This is a genomic window from Acidilutibacter cellobiosedens, assembly GCF_004103715.1.
Lineage (GTDB): Bacteria > Bacillota > Clostridia > Tissierellales > Acidilutibacteraceae > Acidilutibacter > Acidilutibacter cellobiosedens.
Window position 1 is genome coordinate 2074743 of sequence record NZ_CP035282.1, and the last position, 21620, is coordinate 2096362.

General features: G+C 34.1%; 19 protein-coding genes. 3 read left to right on the forward strand and 16 right to left on the reverse strand.

Annotated elements, in window-relative coordinates:
• The 14 genes from EQM13_RS09945 to EQM13_RS10010 form a co-directional block, all read right to left on the reverse strand.
• A complete protein-coding gene (locus tag EQM13_RS09945; RefSeq protein WP_128752563.1) occupies positions 1 to 876 on the reverse strand; it encodes an ABC transporter ATP-binding protein in 876 nt (291 codons plus the stop codon).
• Complete coding sequence (locus EQM13_RS09950) at positions 877 to 1623, reverse strand: hypothetical protein (RefSeq protein ID WP_128752564.1); 747 nt, start codon at positions 1621 to 1623, stop codon at positions 877 to 879.
• 3 nt (positions 1624 to 1626) lie between these two features.
• On the reverse strand, positions 1627 to 2172 hold the full coding sequence (locus EQM13_RS09955) for an RNA polymerase sigma factor (RefSeq protein ID WP_128752565.1): 546 nt from the start codon (positions 2170 to 2172) through the stop codon (positions 1627 to 1629).
• Positions 2173 to 2278: 106 nt separating this feature from the next.
• On the reverse strand, positions 2279 to 3406 hold the full coding sequence (locus tag EQM13_RS09960) for a DUF3885 domain-containing protein (protein WP_128752566.1): 1128 nt from the start codon (positions 3404 to 3406) through the stop codon (positions 2279 to 2281).
• Between the two features lie 299 nt (positions 3407 to 3705).
• A complete protein-coding gene (locus EQM13_RS09965) occupies positions 3706 to 4761 on the reverse strand; it encodes a hypothetical protein (RefSeq protein ID WP_128752567.1) in 1056 nt (351 codons plus the stop codon).
• A gap of 252 nt (positions 4762 to 5013) precedes the next feature.
• Complete coding sequence (gene iadA / locus EQM13_RS09970) at positions 5014 to 6207, reverse strand: beta-aspartyl-peptidase (protein WP_128752568.1); 1194 nt, start codon at positions 6205 to 6207, stop codon at positions 5014 to 5016.
• Between the two features lie 36 nt (positions 6208 to 6243).
• Positions 6244 to 7986, reverse strand: a complete 1743-nt coding sequence (yfcC, locus tag EQM13_RS09975) for a putative basic amino acid antiporter YfcC (protein WP_071138441.1) — start codon at positions 7984 to 7986, stop codon at positions 6244 to 6246.
• Between the two features lie 332 nt (positions 7987 to 8318).
• Positions 8319 to 9485 (reverse strand): nucleotide sugar dehydrogenase, encoded by a 1167-nt coding sequence (locus EQM13_RS09980; protein WP_128752569.1) that lies wholly within the window; start codon positions 9483 to 9485, stop codon positions 8319 to 8321.
• Between the two features lie 256 nt (positions 9486 to 9741).
• The gene (locus EQM13_RS09985; protein ID WP_206172661.1) at positions 9742 to 10764 is read right to left on the reverse strand and encodes a radical SAM protein; all 1023 of its coding nucleotides are present in this window, start codon (positions 10762 to 10764) and stop codon (positions 9742 to 9744) included.
• Entirely contained in the window at positions 10727 to 11893 is a 1167-nt protein-coding gene (locus EQM13_RS09990) for a glycosyltransferase family 4 protein (RefSeq protein ID WP_128752570.1), read from the reverse strand. The genes EQM13_RS09985 and EQM13_RS09990 overlap by 38 nt, the downstream gene beginning before the upstream one ends.
• Positions 11894 to 11909: 16 nt before the next feature.
• Positions 11910 to 12494: a zinc dependent phospholipase C family protein gene (locus tag EQM13_RS09995; protein ID WP_071138437.1), complete on the reverse strand. Its 585-nt coding sequence runs from the start codon at positions 12492 to 12494 to the stop codon at positions 11910 to 11912.
• 435 nt (positions 12495 to 12929) lie between these two features.
• Entirely contained in the window at positions 12930 to 14057 is a 1128-nt protein-coding gene (locus EQM13_RS10000; RefSeq protein ID WP_128752571.1) for an ABC transporter permease, read from the reverse strand.
• A complete protein-coding gene (locus EQM13_RS10005) occupies positions 14044 to 15099 on the reverse strand; it encodes an ABC transporter permease (RefSeq protein ID WP_128752572.1) in 1056 nt (351 codons plus the stop codon). The genes EQM13_RS10000 and EQM13_RS10005 overlap by 14 nt, the downstream gene beginning before the upstream one ends.
• Before the next feature lies 1 nt (position 15100).
• Positions 15101 to 16033: an ABC transporter ATP-binding protein gene (locus tag EQM13_RS10010; RefSeq protein ID WP_071138434.1), complete on the reverse strand. Its 933-nt coding sequence runs from the start codon at positions 16031 to 16033 to the stop codon at positions 15101 to 15103.
• Between the two features lie 185 nt (positions 16034 to 16218).
• On the opposite strand from EQM13_RS10010, the gene EQM13_RS10015 reads away from it, so the two are divergent.
• Both EQM13_RS10015 and EQM13_RS10020 read left to right on the forward strand, forming a co-directional pair.
• Positions 16219 to 17265 carry a sensor histidine kinase gene (locus tag EQM13_RS10015; RefSeq protein ID WP_128752573.1) on the forward strand — a complete coding sequence of 349 codons (1047 nt, stop codon included), beginning with the start codon at positions 16219 to 16221 and terminating at the stop codon, positions 17263 to 17265.
• A 5-nt stretch (positions 17266 to 17270) separates the two neighbouring features.
• A complete protein-coding gene (locus EQM13_RS10020; RefSeq protein WP_114219254.1) occupies positions 17271 to 17876 on the forward strand; it encodes a response regulator transcription factor in 606 nt (201 codons plus the stop codon).
• Positions 17877 to 17978: 102 nt separating this feature from the next.
• On the opposite strand, the gene EQM13_RS10025 is transcribed toward EQM13_RS10020, so the two are convergent.
• Positions 17979 to 18701, reverse strand: a complete 723-nt coding sequence (locus tag EQM13_RS10025; protein ID WP_128752574.1) for a creatininase family protein — start codon at positions 18699 to 18701, stop codon at positions 17979 to 17981.
• 32 nt (positions 18702 to 18733) lie between these two features.
• Complete coding sequence (locus EQM13_RS10030) at positions 18734 to 19318, reverse strand: GrpB family protein (protein WP_128752575.1); 585 nt, start codon at positions 19316 to 19318, stop codon at positions 18734 to 18736.
• Positions 19319 to 20210: 892 nt separating this feature from the next.
• Between EQM13_RS10030 and EQM13_RS10040 the strand changes: the two genes are divergently transcribed.
• Positions 20211 to 21500: an IS110 family RNA-guided transposase gene (locus tag EQM13_RS10040; RefSeq protein WP_128751741.1), complete on the forward strand. Its 1290-nt coding sequence runs from the start codon at positions 20211 to 20213 to the stop codon at positions 21498 to 21500.
• The last annotated feature ends 120 nt before the right edge of the window (positions 21501 to 21620 follow it).

Consider the following 21620-nt stretch of genomic DNA (forward strand, 5'->3'; position numbering starts at 1 on the left):
TTACTCCTCTTTTATGATTTCATCTTTATATACATAGAGAAACACATCCTCTATACTTGGATTTACAGAATCCCAGGAATTCTCCGGCTTATCTTCAGATATAAATCTGACTTTCATCTTGTCATCTTCTTGCTTTTCCGAGAGAGAAAAATACTTATTTCTAAAGCTCGGAACTTCATCAAACTCAACCTTTGTTTCATAGACCATTTCTTCAAGGATTTTGCATATGTTTTTTAAAGTATCCTTATATAAGATTTTCTTATCCTTTATCATAATTATTTCATTAGCTATGGACTCTATGTCAGAGACAATATGGGTAGAAAGAATAACTATTCTCTCCCGGGACAATTCCGCCAATAAATTTCTGAAGCGTACCCTTTCCTTTGGATCTAATCCGGCCGTAGGCTCGTCTAATATTAAAATCTTAGGATCATTTAGCATAGCTTGAGCTATACCGACTCTCTGAATCATTCCTCCCGAAAACTTTCTCATCTTTTTATTTGCAACATTTTCAAGACCGACTAATTTTAAAAGCTGTTCTATCTTTTTTTCTGCTTTCTTTCTGTCTATTCCCTTTAATGCAGACAGATAGCGAAGAAATCTTTTAGGGCTGTAATCTTTGTAATACCCAAACTCCTGCGGCAAATAGCCTAATATGTCTCTATAATCATCTCCCATTGCAGAGATTTCGGTACCATCATAAAGTATTTCTCCTTCATCCGGAAAAATCAAGGTAGTCAGCATCTTGATCAAAGTAGTTTTTCCTGCTCCGTTTGGTGACAATAAACCATATACACCGTTTGTAAATTCAATATTTATGTCTTTAAGAACTAAAAACTTGCCATAGCTTTTGCTTGCATTATTCACAACCAACATCTAAATCATCCCTTCTTTATTTCTAAACATTATAAGTGCTTTAAGGTTTTTTATATATACAAACGCACAACCAAGAGTTACCATAATCCATGTATATAAAGAAATGCTGTTTAGAAACTTTATATAAAAATCAACTTTAAATATATATAATGATAAATTGAAGATTATCCAACCTAATATGATAAAATACTTTACATATCTGTTTTTAACCCTATTTATGGTAAACAGAAAAACTGTAGAAAAAAGAAATAATGATGCTATGGAGATTATGAAAGCTTTTAAAAAATCTATTTTTTCATATACATATGCAACTATATATATAAAGAAAGAGTTAAACAAAATGCATATAACGCTGAATATGAGCATTCTAAAAGCCGATATCTGATATATATTGTATTTGCATGTCATCTCTATCTCACAGGTTTTATTCTGTTTTGCATTAATAAAGCTTAAAAGGGACATTGTCAGATATAACACAGGAGAAACCGTAAACAGGCAGGCATATATACCTCCGATGTTTTCCATATAATACATACTGCTGCTTGTAACTACAGGAAATAAAACAGAAAATATCAATAATATAATAAAGATAATCTCCAGGCCGTCATGAAATAAGTATCTGATTCCTATTTGCCTATACATATTTTTTAAATAGAAATAAAATGATTCTTTCCCTTTTAATCCCTGTTCCGTAATACTGTCTATTTCAGCCTTTACCTCTCTTTCACTCGGCATATCTATCTTCATATACTATCCCTCCTCAAATTTTCTTTTAATCTTCTTAATCATGGAATAATATCTTGTCTTGACTGTAGACTCCGGTATTCCCAATACATTTGATATTTCCAAAAATGTATAATCCGTAAAGAATTTTAATCTGAATATCTGTTGTGCAGAAATATCCAATCTGTTTACTATACTGACTATCTTCTCAACATCTGCTTTATTTTCTAATGTAATTCCTATATCTTCTTTGTCGTATATATCAAATTGGTCAATAGATACTGTCATGCTGTTATATCTGTAATATTTGGAACGATAATAATCCACCAGACGATATGTTGCAACTTTATACAGCCAAGTTCTAAAAGAAGCCTTTTTCTCGTCATAACTATATATTGATTTCAAAAGATTTATAAATATTTCTTGAGTCAAATCCATAGATAGTTCTTTATCCATAGTCTGCTTATATACATAGGCATATATTTCCTTATAATATATGGAAATAAGTTCATTAGCCGCATCTTTATCCGATTTCTTTTTTATCTTTCTTATCAGTTTTCTATCTCTGTCCATTTCTCACCACTTATTCTTATGTTTTATAATCTCCTAACTACCTATTATTATATCCGTAATAGATTTCTAAATAGTTTTATTTCACTGAAAAAAAAACAGCCACAAACTAACCTCTCCTCCTATTCCATTCATTCCAAAATGCTATATATCCATTCCTCTCAAATTCGTCTGCCGGAATATTCTTAGGCAAGGATTTCTTATAATACTCTTCCACCACATTTACAAAACGCAAAACTTCCTCTTTATACTGAAGGTAATAAATATATACGGTGTTTCCCTTTTCGGTAATGAGCCTTATCATTCCATCATCATGCAGAACAGTCCAATCAACTCCGTTATCACATCCGCTGATTTCCACCTCATCTAAGGTTTCGTTCGGAATCATAAAAAAACCGCAGCAAGGCAGCATCTGTTCTCCTTTTGTTAGTAAATGGTCTTCAGACAATGTCTTTAACATTCTGAGCGCTGCCGCACTGGCAGTACAGGAACAGGATAATTTTTCTTCTCCTATAATTACTTCTATATCACCATGAAGGCATAAGTCATCAGGATCATCCTTCTTTCCATCTATCCAATAAAGATTATTTACTTCTATTTTAAAATCCCTGTTATCTCTAGAAATACTATCATGAAATTCTCCCCATACATTTGTGAGGTATCTTTCTTCAGAAGCAAATAGGTAAAGCCCTCTGTCATCATATAAATGGAAAATACAATTACTATTTATATCTATAATAAAAACAGATGAACAAAAATCCATTTCTCCACCTATATCCGATAGGATAATTTTCGGAAAAAGTTTTTCTATATTCACCTTTTTTACATGATAAATATGTCTTGTACAAGTGTAGATTTCTTCATCTCTGTGCATAGGTAAATCATCCTTGTTTATAGGAAACTGCCATTTTAGTTTATATGTATCGTATTCGGTTATACCTATTAAAGTACTCTCTAAAAATTTCTTTTCTGCTTCATTATCTTTTCCATAGGAATCCTCGTAAACGACCAGAAGATTATCGCTATATTTCATAAAGTTGTACACTTCTACTGCTTTTTGAAGACATTCTTCTACATAGGATTCATTTAAACTGCCGTCTTCTAAATATTGATAACCCCTGCTTAAATCTACATGAAGCATAGACTTATGCCTCAGCTGAAATAAAACTTTGTCGCCCGTTTCATATTGTCTTAAAATATTTTCTAAAATGTCCTTTGGTTTTTCTTGGATTTTCAATACCTATTCACCTTCCTGTTTTATTATCAAGTCCGCACCAACAACGGCAGTCACTGCCATGTCATTTTTAAAATTTTCAAATTATATTCTTTATGATTAATTTCTGCAACATATAATCTCTTAAAAAATTTGTGCATTTATGTTTTAATTATATACTTTTAAATAACCTTTTAACAATATAAAATTAATATACTATTCCATATCATGAACAAGAATAATTTGTTAGCCAATGTACTATCGATTACAATGGTTCTAGACAAAAAAATCAGGCAAAGGATATATCCCTTGCCTACATTACTTTATTCTGCCTTATCTAAATCTTTTATAATTTCTTCGTACATCTCAATGTAATTATAAGAAACCGGTTCTCCGTTTTCATCTGTCTCCTCCTGATCTTCTCCTTCATCCTCTCCGCCTTGGATATATTTAATAAGCTTTCCCTCGTCGTTCATAAAGAAGATGGACGGAAGATACTTCAGTTCCGTTCCCGCAATTTTGCTGATATGATCCCAACCCTCGGAAGTCATACCAACTGTATAGAACGGATAATCCGTCATTTCTTTCTCGGAATTAGATGAGGATTCCTGATAGTCTCTCAGAACATCCGATTTATAATAATCCTGATAATCATGTACCATTGCTATAATCTGTGCATCTGCACCATTCTTTTCAATGTACTCCTGGAAAGGTATTAATCCTTTAAGATTTAATTTGGTCCAGGGGCACCATGGAGCACCGGCATAAACCAATGTAATTTTCTTTTCCTTAACTTTTGCATCAAATGCCTCTTTTGTGAATTCTTCCATATCATTTTTTTCAAAACTTATAAGGGTTTCTCCCGTATCGTGAATCGTTCTGACATAGAACTTATTTCCTAACGCTTTCCTCAATTTAGTAATTGAAGTATATGTTTCTCCATCAATATTGTAAGCGTCTAATTTGGCCTCCACTCCATCCACCAGTACTTTATGCGGCGAATCAATAATATTAGCATCTTTTAAATCAATTTCCCGTTTGTCATATTCACTTTGCTCATAGGGTACTCCTGTTGTAATGATGATAGCATTTTGTTTTTCATCAAAACTGATATCAAATTTAGCCTCAGTACTGCTCAAAGCAAAAGCCACATCTCTAAGTCTGACTCTGGTAACTGTATAGGGCCCATCTTCGTCTTCAAGATTCAAAACGGCTCTGCGAATTGGCATAACCTCTCCTGCATCATTCAATGTGACCTTTTCATCAAAAGATGCCGTGGGCATTTTTTTGCTTTCTTCTTCAGCAAAAACTCCCATTGGAAATACTGATAGAATCATAAGTACTGTCAGTATTACCGCTAATTTTCTGGTTCTTTTCATAAAACAACTCCCCCTTTAATATAATTTAATTAGCTAATCGCAGAATAATGCAATTAGTATGAGTACTACATTTTATTAACATTTATTATTTCTGTAAATATTTTTAATTTCCTCTAATTATTCATCGCAAATTCCGACATATAATTCAAACCGGAGATACAGCCCTTTTATTATCTTTTATAAATAAAAAGACCTCTTTGGGTTCAAGAAATTTCTCTACCCTAAGAGGTCTCCTTTTTCATATTAAACAGTTTATTTCAAAACATTTTTTTCAAAAATCCCATATACAACAGGCTTCTTATCCTGCACCATTACTTTCCCCTTAGCTATTACAGTGTCTACGTCAAGATTTTCATCTAACAGACACAAATCCCCATCCATATTTGCTTCAATTCTGCCTTTATTATTCAACTTTAATATTCTTGCAGGATTTGATGTAATTGCCCTTATTGCCGTTTCAAGAGGTATGTTTTCACGATTAACACATTCCTTTATTGCCTTGATTAAGCATGTCGATTTACCGATTCCTATTCCGACATATTCCTTTTTCTCATTAAATATCGGCATACTGCCCTGACCGTCAGATGAAAGTGTATAATTGTTCTGGTTCACACCCTCTTCAAGCAATCTCTTAAGTCCCTTGCTGAATCTTACTTCTCCGTCTGTCTCTTCCCAAAAATCGGGATCTTCGTTTCCGGTAAAATCTATATATCCTCCATCTTTAGCATAATTAACACATTCTTCAAAAAGTTCGGGATTCCTGTTTACATGAGTCGGTAAAAACTGAGTAATAGGTATCTCCGTTTCTTTCAATGTTCTTTTTAAAAAATCAATCTTTCTTGGTCCGTCACCTAAATGAATATTAATAATACCTGCCTTCCCCGAAAGCATTCCTGCAACTCTCGCATCTGCCACTGCTCTTATAAATTCTTCAAATGTAGGCTGAGAAGATCGGTGGTCCGATAAAGCGACCTCTCCTATACCGATAATTTTATCAACAACCATTATATCCTTCATAATTTCTCCGGTTATTGTTTTTAAAGGCAACCTGTATGAACCGGTGTATATATACGTAGTTATTCCTTCTTCCTCCAATCCTCTGGCCTTTGCCAAAAGAGATATCGTATCCCTGGCCATTCCGTCTGTTCCCAGACAGCCGACAACAGTAGTAACTCCTGCAGAAGTAAGGCCCGTCAATGTAACTTCGGGAGTCCTTGTAGCAAATCCTCCTTCCCCTCCGCCTCCTAAAATATGAACGTGGCAATCAATAAAACCCGGAACTAATGATTTACCTTTTCCGTCAATTTCTTTCACTTCGACACAGCCCTTTGTTTCTATAGAAATATTATCATCTACCGCCGCAATTTTATTTCCCAGCAGCAAAACATCTTTGACGCCTATATGCTCAGGCTTATAAACGTCCGCATTTCTTATTATTGTGATCATAATTTTATTCCTCCCTATTCTTACTATCAACCTAATTTACTGTAAGCCCACGGATACGGCAATAATTATTGCAATAGTACCCAATAAGAAAAAGAATGCCTGCATTTTAATCTGAAATTTCGCCCATTTGGACCAATCTATTCTTGCAACACCCAGTACTCCGACTAAACTTGCGGAAACAGGGGTAAATGCATCCAAAAAACCTGCCCCAAGCTGATATGCTAAAACGGCAATCTGTCTCGGGACACCAACTATGTCCGATAAAGGGGCCATGATCGGCATCGTAAGCGCGGCCTGGCCTGAATTCGATGTAACGACTAAATTGAACAAACTTTGGAATATATACATACTCCAAGCGCCTACAACTGCGGGCACGCCTCTTAAAGCATTTCCCACACCGTACAAAACCGTGTTTAAAGCCGACGGAACATTAGCATCGGAACCTCCGAGGACTAAAAGTATCCCCTTTGCCATACCGACAACAATTGCCGTACCGGCTAAATCGGCAACTCCCTTTTGGAAAGATGATGCCATATCATTTATCGTCATATTATTCAATTTAAATATAACTGCTATAACCCCTGCTGCAAAACCCATAACAAAGAATTGAGAAGCTATTTCAGGTATATAATAGGATTTTGCAGTAACGCCCCAAATAATCCAAATTAAAACTGCCAGCATTTCAAGAAGTATCAGCTTATGACCAAGGGTAAACTTCATTTCTTCTTCTGTTACATTTTCTATTCTGTTTCTGAAATACTCATCATTGTTATAGACTACGGAAAGTTCCGGTTTCTTTCTTATCTTTTCAGCATATGCCATCATATATACCGCCGACAGAGCCGTTATTATAAACCACATTATAAGTCTGAACGTTGCACCCGATAATACCGGTATACCCGCAATTCCCTGTGCAATAGCCACACTGAAAGGACTCATCCAGGAAGCTGCATTGCCAACCTGAGAAGCCACAAAAGTAACTGTAACAGCAACAATTGAATCATATCCCAATGCAATGACAAAGGGTACCATTATTATCGCAAAAGGAATAACCTCTTCGGACATGCCGAATGTTGCTCCTCCAAGAGAAAATATAAAAAACAATAGTGGAAGTGCAAGTCTTTCAAGCCCTCTTGTTTTTCTTATAAAAGCATGGATTCCGGCATCAATTGCTCCTGTTTTCATAATAATTCCAAAGGAACCGCCAACAACTAAAATTAATGCTACTATTCCCACTGCAGAACCGTATTTGTCTCCGGTGACAAGACCTTCAAAAACATAATTCATAAACCCGAAACCGTTAAAATCATCTGTACCCCATACATTTGCAGTTTTATGTAACTTTTTGCTTGTATCATATATGGATCTGCCGTATTTTTCATACAGAACATCATCTGTTAATCCCAAATCATCTAATTTAGATTGATCCCAGGTTTTAGGATCCGTCTTAACGAATTCTTTTAAAGCCTTTTGGTCAACTCCGATTTGTTGAAGAGCCTCAGCATCATTAGATAAATCTTTTAGTTTCACAGATAAAAAATCGGTATTTAAGTTATAACTGTACCTGAATGTATCCGCCATTAATACAGTCTTGGTTTTTACCTCTCCGTTAGAATCTTTGTATTCAATTTCATGTACACTAAATTTCCCCGCAGGAATAATAAATGTTAAGACCCAGCAAATAAGCACTACCACAAAAATGATTGCATAAGTATGAGGCGTACGTATTTTTGTAAAATCTCTTCCATTTTTTTGTTGTGTTTTAGATTTCTTAGTCATGCTATTTCCTCCTTTTACATATACACAAATTGCAAATTGATTTGTAACCATTAAAATTTAAATATAAATTTCATATCAATTTTCATTTGAATATTATTTCCAAATAATTCTTTTAATATTAATTGATTGCGGCAATTCTTCATAAAATCAAAACCCTATCTTACGATAGGGTCCTCAAAACGTCTGAGCACCGACCTTTTACTATTTTTAAAAACCAAATCTTTTACTGTTATTATATCTCTTATAAAAATTTTAGACAACAGATATTAAAAAAATATTTCATCCCCTAAGACATATTCAAATCAGCTGACCTAACTAATTTTTGGGGTACCCTAATCCCTTCTAAACAAATCCCTTGTATAAACTTTATCTTCAACATCCTTAATTTCATCAGTCATCCTGTTTGCTACTATTATTTCAGATACATTTTTAAATTCATTCAGATCTTTTATTACTCTTGAATTATAGAAATTATCCGCATTAAGAAACGGCTCGTATACTATTACCTCTATGCCTTTCGCCTTAATCCGCTTCATAACTCCCTGAACGGCAGACTGCCTGAAATTATCAGAATCGGTTTTCATAGTCAATCTATATATCCCGACAATCTTTGGATTCTCAGATAAAATCATCTCCGCTATATGATCTTTTCTTGTTCTGTTAGCATCCACTATAGCCCTTATTATATTATTGGGTACATCTTTATAATTAGCCAGTAATTGCTTTGTATCCTTTGGAAGACAATACCCTCCATAGCCGAAAGAAGGGTTATTATAATGATTTCCTATTCTCGGATCCAGCCCGACTCCTTCTATAATTTGCTGAGTATTTAATCCTCTGATTTCTGCATAGGAATCCAACTCATTAAAGAAGGCTATTCTCATTGCAAGGTACGTATTAGCAAATAATTTAATTGCCTCAGCTTCCGTAGAATCCGTAAATAAAACTGGAATATCCTTTTTAACGGCACCTTGAGCTAATAAACCGGCAAATTTCTTTGCCCTCTCGGATCTTTCACCTATAATGATGCGCGATGGATATAGATTGTCATATAAGGCACTGCCTTCTCTCAAGAATTCCGGTGAAAATATAATATTTTCCGTGCGAAACCTTTTTCTTATATTTTCCGTATAACCTACGGGTACGGTAGATTTAATTATCATTACTGCATCAGGATTAATAGACAATACATTTGTAATCACGGATTCTACTGTATTTGTATCGAAGTAATTTTTATCCGGATCATAATTAGTCGGCGTAGAAATGATAATATACTCAGCATCCTTGAAGGCTTTATATTTATCAGTGGTAGCTAACAAATTTAATTCCTTTGCCGATAAAAACTTCTCTATTTCTTTATCTATAATCGGAGATTTTTTGTTGTTGATCATATCTACTTTTTCCTTAACTATATCTAATGCTGTAACTTCATTGTTCTGGGCCAACAAAATCGCATTTGATAAGCCTACATAACCTGTTCCCGCTATTGCTATTTTCACCTTTATTCCTCCTAAACAATATTAGTTGATGCCCCCTGTTTTCCTCAGAATGGCTTCCTTCCGTCGAAAAAACTACAGCTTCTGTAATACTTCAAATCCTTTTTCCATAAATTTCGGTATGTACTGTCTTTTATACCGTTTGTAATATAGCTGAAGGGATGTTTAAAAGAATATATTAAATAGCCGATCATCTCGGAAGGATCTCTAAAACATTCCCAATCACAGGCTTTGCAGAATGGCTTCTCTTTCACAGCTTTTATATCCAAGTCGTAAATTTACCCATACTTTCGTTTCCTCTGTAGCCACAGGGATATGTATTTCCGTCCTTTGCATCAATGAAAAAGAAATCAATACCGCCCCTGCAGGGAATGGAGAAATCTTCATCACCTTCAAATTGTCTAATCAAGGAATACAGCGATACCAGCGGTGTAAAGATTCGTATCTGGGAACGGTACTTTGGAATGGTATCCATTAGAGCTTGGAATATCTGTATTTTTTCTTCTTTGGAAAAATTAACGACAGGATTTATAGAGGTTGCACCATAAACGGCTTTCATTTTCAGGTCATCGCCGTTGACATTCATAGGATAACAAGCATTAACCATACTGAATCCCAGGCTTATAACAAACTGATAAAAATGCTCAAAAGCTTCTTTAAACTCCTGATAAAAAACTTCCTTATCCGTCATCTTCGTGGATATCTTATCCAAACCGCCGGTATTTCTATTGATTCCGAGATTGGCAGCAGGATAAATACCATGCCCATGAAAAATAGGCAATGCTTTTTCTATTCCCTGAATAACACCTTTTAATCCCCGCATCTGTTCGTGAGTTTGAGCATCGGCCGAATCTATACTAATCCAGAAATTACGGAGCTTAGTTTTTGACAGCCGCTCTGCAAGCCGATGAATTTTATCCGTATAGCCAATACTATCCGAGTTAGTAAACATATAACCGTTGGTACCGGTTCTGATAAATTGAATATTGCGGTCGGATGCGTATTGAATCAGCCGAATAAGGGAGTCTTGATAGAGAAATGGTTCTCCTCCCGTAAAAGAAATTGCTTGGACGTTTTGCCGTACTGCTGAATCAATAACTTTGCAAATCTCGTCTTCCGATAATCTGGAACGGGGATATGTTTCCGTTTTTCTCATGCTGCATTGAGGGCAAGTACCGTTACAATTGTTTGTATATTGGATTACCACTTGTCCCGGAATTCTTCCATTCAATACAGAACGCAAATTATCGATTTGAAAAACAGGATTTTTGGTATGTTTCATCATTTACTCCTTTCTGTTCCAATATTTCATGATAAGTATTGATAAGCCCGTTAAATATTTTATCCCATGACCTGTTAACGCTAAATTTCCGTCCATTTTTCTTAAGACGATTCCTGAGATCGGCATTTTCTATAAGGTTATCCATACATTGTACGAGTTTCTCAGGATCCCTCGGTGAAAACTTAAGTCCGGTTATTTCATGTTGAATGATTTCTCCGACGCCGCCGGCATTTGCCCCAATAACAGGAAGCCCGGAAGCCATAGCCTCTAAAACTACATTACCGAAAGTTTCTGTAGAAGAGGGACAAATGAATATATCACAGGAAGCATATATTTCCGAGAGTTCTTTTCCCTTTTTGAAACCGGTAAATATAGTATCTTTCGGGAACATCTCCTTACATTTTTCCAGATATGGACCGTCCCCTGTGATAATCATAGCAACTTTGGTCCCATATTTTCGATGGATATCTTGATAGCTCTCACTTAAAATATCAAGATCCTTTTCGTAGGATACTCTTCCGACATAAAGGAAAGCAATCTTATCTGAAATTCCGAGCTGTTCTCTTAACTGATTACTTCTATACATAGGATGAAATTTTTTATAATCAATGCCTCGTGAAAATAATCTCGTATTATAGATGCCATGATTATATAAAAGTTTTTGAGCCACAACCGAAGGACATAAGGTCATATCATTTTGTGTATGAAACCATTTCATATAGTTCCATATAGGCTGCTTTAGAAAATTAACTTTATAGTAATCCGCATATTGGGAAAAATTTGTGGTATAGTTTGATACAGTTGGAATACCATGTTTCTTACCGTAATTCAGACCGGAAATTCCCATATTAAATTCCGTCATATTGTGAATGATATCAGGTCGAAAATCCGAAAGAAGAGAAGAAATCCTAAAAGAATTCGGAAAGGCAACTCTGGACTCAGGATATAAAAAGAATCTAACGCTATAGAATTGTTCAATATTTTCATCAGGTATCTCCGTATTATATTTTGGTACAAATATTTTGTACTGGATTCCCATTGAATCATAATATTGAATAAGTTTATTTAGAGTATTAGTCACTCCATTTATCTGTGGTAGATAAGTATCAGCAAATAAAGCGATTTTCATAGATATTCCCCTTTCATTAATAATAAGAATGAAGTGCCAATTCAGTTTTCTCTGAAGCATTGGAAGAATGCTTCATATAACATATGATGGATTCACAAATCCATATAGTGCTTAAAAAAGCATAATCCAGATCTTTTTTCATACTGTCAGGCTGAGAAAAATAGGCTTTGCGCATTTCGGTTACTATAAAAACTATGTTCCTTTTAGGTTTCATCTTGCTGGGCGACATCGTAAACCCATGTGTAAATCGAATTATATACAGCTTAAAATGAAGCCTTAATTCATATAAAAAATGCCGGATTTTTTTGTTGTATATTTCTTCACTTAAATGATAATAGCAAAAGAAATCGCATACATAGTGACAAATCTCACCTAATTCCATTGAAAACTCTTCTGACGATGTTTCTTCCTCCTCCATAATACGATTGAATTTATCACAAACAATAAAAAGACAATTTTCTAAAGTATGGGCATCGTGTTTTAAAAGCGGCAAATCGGGCTTTATATTGCCATAAGCAAATGCCCGCCTATCTATTTTCATTTCTCCGGAAAAGTGCTGATATAATTCTTTAGATATGAAAAGATGCGTAAAAAAGAACATATATCTGCCTCCCTTCTTACTCTGTCTTTACTATAAATATAACAAAGTAGTTAAAAGTATATGTTAAATTCACTTTATGTTTATGTAAAGTATAAAGTTAACCGCAGAAATATATTAAGTATTCAACATTTTTTAAATTCTTACATCTATTTATGGTATAATATTAATAGTCAATTGATTTAGCACAATGCGATTGACTATTCGGCGATTAATAACTTTTATTCACTCTGCACCCCTGCAGAGTGATCTCTTTTTAACTACCATAGAGAATACTTGATAAAAAAATTCTATGGCTGCAATTATCAACATTGCAGCCATAGAATTTTTTTGTTAAACAAGGCATCTGCCCGTAAATGTTGGTTTTAACACAATTTGAGGACAAAAAAACAGCACAAGAGAACCGTCCCCGTGTGTTCTCTTGTGCTGTTTACGTCGCTAAGCTTTTTGGGCTGCTTTAGAAAAGTACAGTCCCATCAATAGAAACGCTGCTGCGAATAATAGTTGCATGAAAATTTCATATCTTACGTCCGAAAAGGAATTGGCTTGCATATCATTTATTCTCACATAATAATAAGTCGGAAAAAATTTCGCTACAGTTAAAACATTCTTCCCCAAAAGCTGCTGGGGCACCATTACTCCGGATATAAACGAAGTCCCTAAGGATAATACTGTGGAAATAGCACTTATTGCAAATTTATTCTTGACAACATTATTTATTAAAAATGTAAGACACAGAATTGTAAACGAAAAGACCACTAAATTAGCTACATACATACCGAAATTTACTTCTCCGATATATTTCCCCCTTAGAACAATACTTCCTAAAATAAAAATCAGTGTAATCAAACCGGCTAATGACAATTGCCCCAAATATATCTCCTCATTAAACCGTAAAAATCTCTTTGAAGATATTTTCCTCCTGCTATCAACATTTTCATTCATAAAGTCGTTCATTACCAAACCCATTACCATAATATAAATTCCTATAATTACATAGCTGGTAAAATTATAATAATACCTAAACCATTGAACGGCACCTTGGTCTTTAACCTTGCCTCCGTCTTTCATCAGGTTTACCGTAGTTTTTTCATCTAAAGCTGTGTTTACATCGCTTAAATTAAACCTGCCATTTTCATAAGTTGCGTTAATGAAGACAAAGAACTTATTGAGCTGTGTTTGAATTTGTACAGATTCCATTTTTCTGTCATCTCTATAAACCTCAACGGCCTTTTCCTTATTTATTACCCTTTCTTCAAAATCTTCAGGTATTACTATTACGGCATCTGCTATGCCTAAAAAAATCTCCTCCTTTATGGATGATTCATCCGAGCCAACCTCAACTATATTGTTCTTTTTTATTAAATATTTTTTTAACTCTCCTGATAATTCACTTTTGCTGTTGTCAATTATTCCTACGTTTAATTTAGTTTCCACAAAATTAGCTTCTCTCTGTGAAGTACTGGAACCGTTTAAAGCAGCTATTATAAAAAATATAATAGTATATGAAAGAATGGCCCATTTATTTCTTAATGCTATTTTAATAAAATACTTATATACTGTCATAGTTTCGCCTCCTTAGGAATACATAGGATATGGAAATCAAAACTATAGAATAAACGGATAAAAGGAAAATTCCTTCTCCTACACTTTTAGTACTGTCCAATAAATTTATCCTATACAGGTTATTTGTTATTATAGATATGGGATTTACTTTACCTAAAACAGGAACCCTTGTATCTATCATTGTTTTAATATCAGGTCCCATCATACCGGACAGGAAGGACAAAAATAATGTCAGAGCTATGGAGATTAAGGTTTTTACATTAACAGATTTTTTATTAGAAACACCTATAAATACTCCTAAGGAAACTCCGAATAAATTCCCCAATATTATAAAGATACTGCTGTATTTCATTTCTTTAAATAACTCAATCTTTAAAACATATTTTATAAAAATAAGAAGCAGTCCGTTGGACAGCAGGTTTAATGCTAATGCCACTATGATTCCAGCTAATAGAAAACTGTGTTTTTTTAGCGGCGTAACATTAATCCTGGCACCTATATTAGATAAATTAGCTTGGATGAAACTAACTGTTTCAATCCCGGTAAAAACTCCATAGGTAGAAAACATTGCAATCAATGAATAAAATATAATAATCATGGAATTTGCCTTTTGATTTCTGTCCAACACATAGTTCACATTAAAGTCATAATTTTCAATAGGCCTGTTCAGTTTTTCCATTTGTTTTATCTGTTCCACTATTTCCCTTATTATAGTTTGGTTTATGCCTGATTCTTTTACAGTTATATTTAAGTCATTGTCTATAAATCCGTCGATTTCTCCGTTATCCAGTTTTTCCTTTATCTCATCCCGAGAAATTTTATGAATCTTTAAAAGATCGGTTTCTTCTAATATATATGATATCTTGTTACCATCTTCTATACCTACATCTATATCTTCCAATTTCATATTTATCATTCCGTTAAAGGCCGTATATAAAAAAACAGCTAAGATTAGGGGGTATAATACGCTCCAAAATGAAAATCCCCAGTCCCTTATTGAACACTTCCCTTGATATATGCAGTTTCTTAATAGACTTTTCATATCAATCCCTAAGCCCCTTTCCTGTCAATTCTAAGAACACATCGTTTAGTGTGGGCAATTGGCTGTGAAGTTTTGTATAGGCCAAATTATTTTCCTTTATAAATTCCAAAAGATTGGTCAGGTTATTAGTCCCGTTTTCAAATTTTATAATACAATCTTTCCCATCTTTTTCTATATCAATTACATGGGGTATGCTTTTCATTTTTTCAATTGTTTCATCTTGAATATTCAGAAATTCGGCTACTATTTTTTCAGATGTAGTTATCATAGCCTTTAATTCTTCTGTCGTGCCGGAAACCAAATCCTTTCCCTTATCCATTATAATGATTCTGCTGCAGATCATCTCTGCTTCCTCTAAATAATGAGTCGTATATATAATCGTGCTGCCTTCTTTGTTTAATTCCCTTATTCCGTTTAATATAAAATTTCTGCTTTGGGCATCCACCGCAACAGTCGGCTCGTCTAAAAAGATAAGCTTAGGCTTATGGGCTATCCCGCAGGCAATGTTTAGTCTTCTCTTCAAACCACCGCTTAACTTTTTTGGATAAAATTTAATATAGTTATTTAAATCTACAAAATCTATGGCTTCTTCAACATATTGTTTTCTTAAATTCTTATCATCTACATATAATCCGCAAAAATAATCTATGTTTTCCTTTACCGTTAAATTTTCAAAAACCGAAACCTCCTGGGGAACCACTCCGATTTTTCTTTTTATATCATAAGAATTCGGAGTCATTTTCTTGCCGAATACTTCTATCTCTCCTTTATCAAAGTTTAATAAGGACAGAATAGAATTTATAGCCGTAGTCTTTCCGCAGCCGTTAGGTCCTAAAAGCCCTAATATTTCTCCTTCTTCCACTTCCATATTAAAATGGTCAAGGGCGATTAATTCTTTATATCTTTTTACTAAGTTTTTCACTTTTACTATCATCTGCTTCACTCCTTCCGTTCGATCTTGATATTATTGTATGATTTTTAAAGAATCTATTTTAGTGTATAAAGTTATAATCTAATATGACATTTGTCATAACTTAAATTGTATTTAATGATGAATATTAGTATAATTAAAATACAGAGTAAAATTCAATATATTTTAAATTTTACAGGAGGACTGCTATGAGAATCTTATGGGAAAAGGCAGTTGTTGCAACATTTTGCTTATATAATACCTATAAAATAAAACCGGATGGAAATTTAGCTTTTTATTTTCTTATAAGCATTATTTTCTCTTTAATGATGGACTTGCTAAACAATAAAAAAATTAAAGCTATTATATATATTTCATTTGCAATGATCTGCTTCTCCGATACTCTGTTCGTCTTTTATCTGCCTTTAATTCTTTACAATATGTATTTAGATTTCAGCACATATATCATATTTTCCTTACCTCTGATTTTTATGAATTTTTCTTTATCAAACTCTTTTATTTCCGTTATTTCAGTCTATCTTGCAGCCATGACAAAAAAGCATAAACTCATTTTAGATGAAAATAAAACGGTAAGAGATAAATTAAAAGGAGAAACTCTTTATTTGGAAAAATATAATAAGCAGTTAAAAATTGATAAAGAGAAAGACGTTCATATTGCCATCCTTACGGAAAGAAACAGAATTGCGAGGCAGCTCCATGATTCGATAGGTCATGTAATAAGCAGCAGCATATTGCAAGTGGAAGCCCTGAAAATTATATCTACTGAAGATAATGTAATAAAAAATCTGAATATCCTCCAAAAAACCTTAAAAAACGGCATGGAAGATATCAGAAAAAGCATACATAATCTATATAATGAATCTCTGGATCTGGAGAGTCAAATTGAAAAACTCTGCAATGAAGTACCTGCCATAGATACCGAAATTATATATAGGATTGAAGACAATCTGAGCTATAATTTGAAATTTGACATTCTGTCCGTTGTAAAAGAAGGCATTACAAATTGTATTAAGCATTCCAATGCTACAAAGCTGAGAATAAGCTTATTCAGCCAGCCGAAATTTTATTCAATTATAATAAAGGACAACGGAAATAATTTCGATAAAAAAGCTTTACTTTCAACTAAGGGAATCGGACTTGTTTCCATGAAAGAAATAGCTAATAAATATAACGGATTTTTGAATTATAAGTTTGACAATGGATTTAAAATACATTTAACTTTAATGAAAGGATAATGTATATGAATATTATAATTATAGATGATGACCCTTTGGTGGTAGAATCTTTAAAGACAATTATAAACGCTAACGAAATCGATATATCGGCCGTAGGCTATAACGGACTTGAGGCCGTAAAACTTTATAAGAAATACAAGCCGGATTTAATTCTTATGGACATAAGAATGGAAAAAATGAGCGGAATAGATGCAACGGAAGAAATATTAAAAACGGATCCCCATGCCAGAATCCTGTTAATAACTACATTTCAAGATGATGAATATATCGGAGCTGCTCTTTCTTTAGGCTGTAAAGGATACATATTAAAACAAAATATAAAAGGCATCATTCCTGCTATAAATGCAGTATATTCAGGAAATTTAGTTTTCGATTCAAAAATTGTATCCAATATTAAAAAGTATTCCAGAAAAAATATGGATATAGGCTTATCCGAAAGGGAGTTGGATATTTTGCTTTTGGTGGCAGAAGGATTGAATAACAAAGAAATTGCGGAAAAACTCTTTTTAAGCGAAGGAACCGTCAGAAATTATATTTCCAATATGCTGGATAAACTGTCCTTAAGGGACAGAACTCAGTTAGCTATTTATTATTATAAAAATTTGAAATAGACAGATTACAGAGATATAAATAAATTTCATGTCGTCAATTGTGATAATTTCCGGCATGAAATTTATTTTTCTTTATGAGAAAACAGCCCGTCTATTCGGTATCTATGAGGTGTAATATTTTCCGTTCTTCATGATGTGTATAAATTCTATGATTTTACCTTCGAGTATATTAAAAATCTTTTCCCCTTTTTCTTTTGAAGCCAGTGTGGCATCTCCCGTTAGCGCATTTTCAAATATCTCTTTTCCTCTGTTTTTATAACGTACTTTTATAAGAGGTTTTTTAGTATTTTTAGTCGCTTTATCCATATTAACAAGTTTCTCATCATAATATAAAATTGCGGATGTTTCATCTTCTCCTGCGTGCCCCTGGCCTGTAGTTACGGTAAGTATTTCCTTCGAGTAATCAAGCCACCAATTGATTACAGCCACATCCAAGCCCAAAGGCACAAGCCTTTCGCTTGCAAGATTGAGGGCATTTATATTTCCGCCATGGCCGTTGAAAAATATAATTTTTCCCATGCCGTTATTAAACATGCTCTTCCCAACATAATATAAGTAATTTGCCATTACCCCCGACGGAATATGTACGGTTCCGGGATATATGGATAGGTCATAGCTCTGTCCGTAAGGGATTTCTGGTGCAATCCATACCTCGTCTCCGATCTTTTTGTCTATCCTCTGGCAAAACAATCGCGGAGAAAATATATCCGTCCCGAGAGGAAGATGATGGCCGTGGGCTTCCACAGAACCTACAGGAACAATAACCAAATCTGATTTTGATAAATTTTTTTTGAAATCGTCGCTTGTATAATTAACCATATACATCTTGATAAACCCTCCCCAATATAAATTCAAATCTAATTCCGTACGTTACGAGAATCCGGACACGCACGTTTCATAATTTCCTGAACGACTTCTGTTTTTGCATCTGCGTAATTTTGAATGTATTTCCATTTACGCTTGGCAAGTCTTCGTTTGGTCTCAGCATACAGCTGCCTATCACTTTCGTGGTTTCTCAGCCAATCACGGAAACGCAGCATCCGCTCAATTTCAGAGACCCCTTCGCTGAAAACATGTAAATTGATGTCTGTATCCGGACCTTTAAATAACCGATGCTGATACCAATCCGGTTCCCGTATCCGCAAGATGTAACCAGCAGCTTCCAAATCCGGAATATAAGACGGTTCATCCGCAGAATCTTCCACGACCAATAATATATCGATAATCGGCTTTGCACATAATCCCGGAACCGAAGTCGAACCTACATGCTCTATCAGCTTTGCTTTACTGCCGAGTGCCTTTCGGATTCTATCTGCTTCCCGCTCAAACAAAACAGGCCAGTTAGTATCATATTCATTGAGGGTAATTTCCGCATTATGCAGCTCCAGTTTACCGACAGTGACCTGCTCCATATATTTATCCCTGTTACTTGCTTCACTCATTATAAATACCTCCCGTCTGTTACTTTATAACTACAGCTTCACTTTATTAGAAGCTTTTCCAATACTCCAACCAAGGCTATTTGCAGGTACGAGCATTGGCACTTTCTTCTTTGTCCTCACTCTCATATACAGTTCCTAAAAAATTAGCAAATCCCTTGGGTCCTTCCACATTATCAATCACAGATACTCCATCTTAGTTGATACAAACAGGTTTATGCTTAATTAGTACAGTTTTGTTTGCTTCAACAAGTTCTTCGTAAGATATAACATTTCTTTCCAATAAATCACCGCAATCTTTTTTCTTGGTTATAATAACAATACAATTGTCACCAAAGTCATAATTATAAATAAGCTTCTTTGTTACAGGAAATAGCTATATTCTCTTCTTGAATTGCTATAACCTTGTCGATTTCTAATCGCTCCAACAAACTCTCAGTACCTCTTATCCATTCATTTATAACTTATCCAACAATCTACTATAACAGTTCTACAATGTTCCAAATATTCCTCCTTGTACAATATAGTTATAATCAAATTACAGTTTTCCACTGTAATAATTATCAATTTCTTAAATAATAATATAGTCTTCTTTTCTAATCATTAAATACATTTCTTTGGCTTCTCACCCTAGCCATAAAGCCAGTTTAATTTGGCCTGAACCATGAACAATATTGTATAATTAATTTATGGATTTGGAGGTTGATGCAATTCCTCCTAGGACGCCTTTATGCGACTACCTGTAAAAAAGAGTATCTATCCATTCTCATAAGATTACATTATTTGGCTGGTTGAGGCCAGTTAACACTGGTTCCTCGTGTCACATGCAAGGTTGTGTACTTATTTGAGAAGGAATGGATTTCTAAATCCAAATACTTTATTTAGGAGGTTTCTTATGGATTATCCACCTGTAGCTGGAATTGATGTTGGTAAAAATTTTAGTGAGATGTGTATTTTGTCCCCTAATAATGAGATTTATCATCGTATTAAGATCTATCATGATTCAATTGACAGTATTAAAGAGGCTATAGGTCTATTGCAAAAAGCAGAAAAGGATTTTGCAATTAGGCCTGTCGTAGTCTTAGAATCCACTGGGCACTATCACAAAATCCTCTTCCACTATCTTTCTGATTCTGGATTTGAGGTCTCTATCATAAACCCCATCCAATCTGATTCTATCAAAAATATTGGAATAAGGAAAGTAAAAAATGATAAATTTGATGCCCATAAGATTGCATTGCTTTATAGGTTTTCTTTTATTAAGACTACTGTTGTTCCTGATGATGTTATTGACTGCCTTAAAAGCCTTTGTCGCCAATATTACAAGTTAGGTGATGAACTTACTACTTACAAGAATAGGCTTATTGGCATTATTGATCAAGTAATGCTAAACTTTACAGATGTCTTCCAAAATGTATATTCAAACACTGCCTTAGCAGTACTTGATAGGTATCCTTCACCTAAGCAAATTCTAAAGGCTAACAAACAAACATTAATATCACTTATTGAAAAAACTTCTAAAAAAGGTTTAGCGTGGTCCACTGAAAAATATGAACTTTTGGTTTTAAAAGCTAAGGAATTTAAAGATTTAAGCATCAATAACCCTGGAAATCTAGCCATTCTCAAAGTTAATATTTCCATGGTAAGAACCTTACAAGATGCCCAAAAAGACATACTTGACGCAATTAATGAAATTATTTTAGCAGATTCTTTAGAAGATAATCCTGTATTGGCACCTATTATTAATCTGCTATGCAGTATTCCTGGTATCGGGATACTAACTGCTGCCACGATACTTGCTGAGGTTGGTGATTTTTCTGCATTTTCTAGCCCCAATAAACTTGTAGCTTTCTTTGGAATTGACCCCTCTGTTAATCAATCGGGTGAATTCACCGGAACCCGTAACAAAATGTCTAAAAGGGGCTCTAGATTGCTTCGTAGGGTCATCTTTACAACTGCTTTAGCCAATATTCGAAGTAAGAGAAATGGTGACAAAACTAATCCAGTGCTCTATGAGTTCTACCAAAAAAAGTGTACAAACAAGCCCAAAAAGGTTGCATTAGGTGCTGTAATGAGAAAATTAGTAAATATTATATTCGCCGTCATGAGAGACAAAAAGCCTTTTGAGCTAAGAACCCCAGAAGAGCATGAGGAACTACTTCTTACTAGGTCTTCAGTAGCCTAATGATCTGTATTTAATGTTTAGTTTTCAAAGAACAATTTTAAATAACAGCTTCGTTTTTTAAACCAATAATCATTGGTTTATTAGGTGTGCATTTTTTTATTATTAATTTTTCAAAAAATA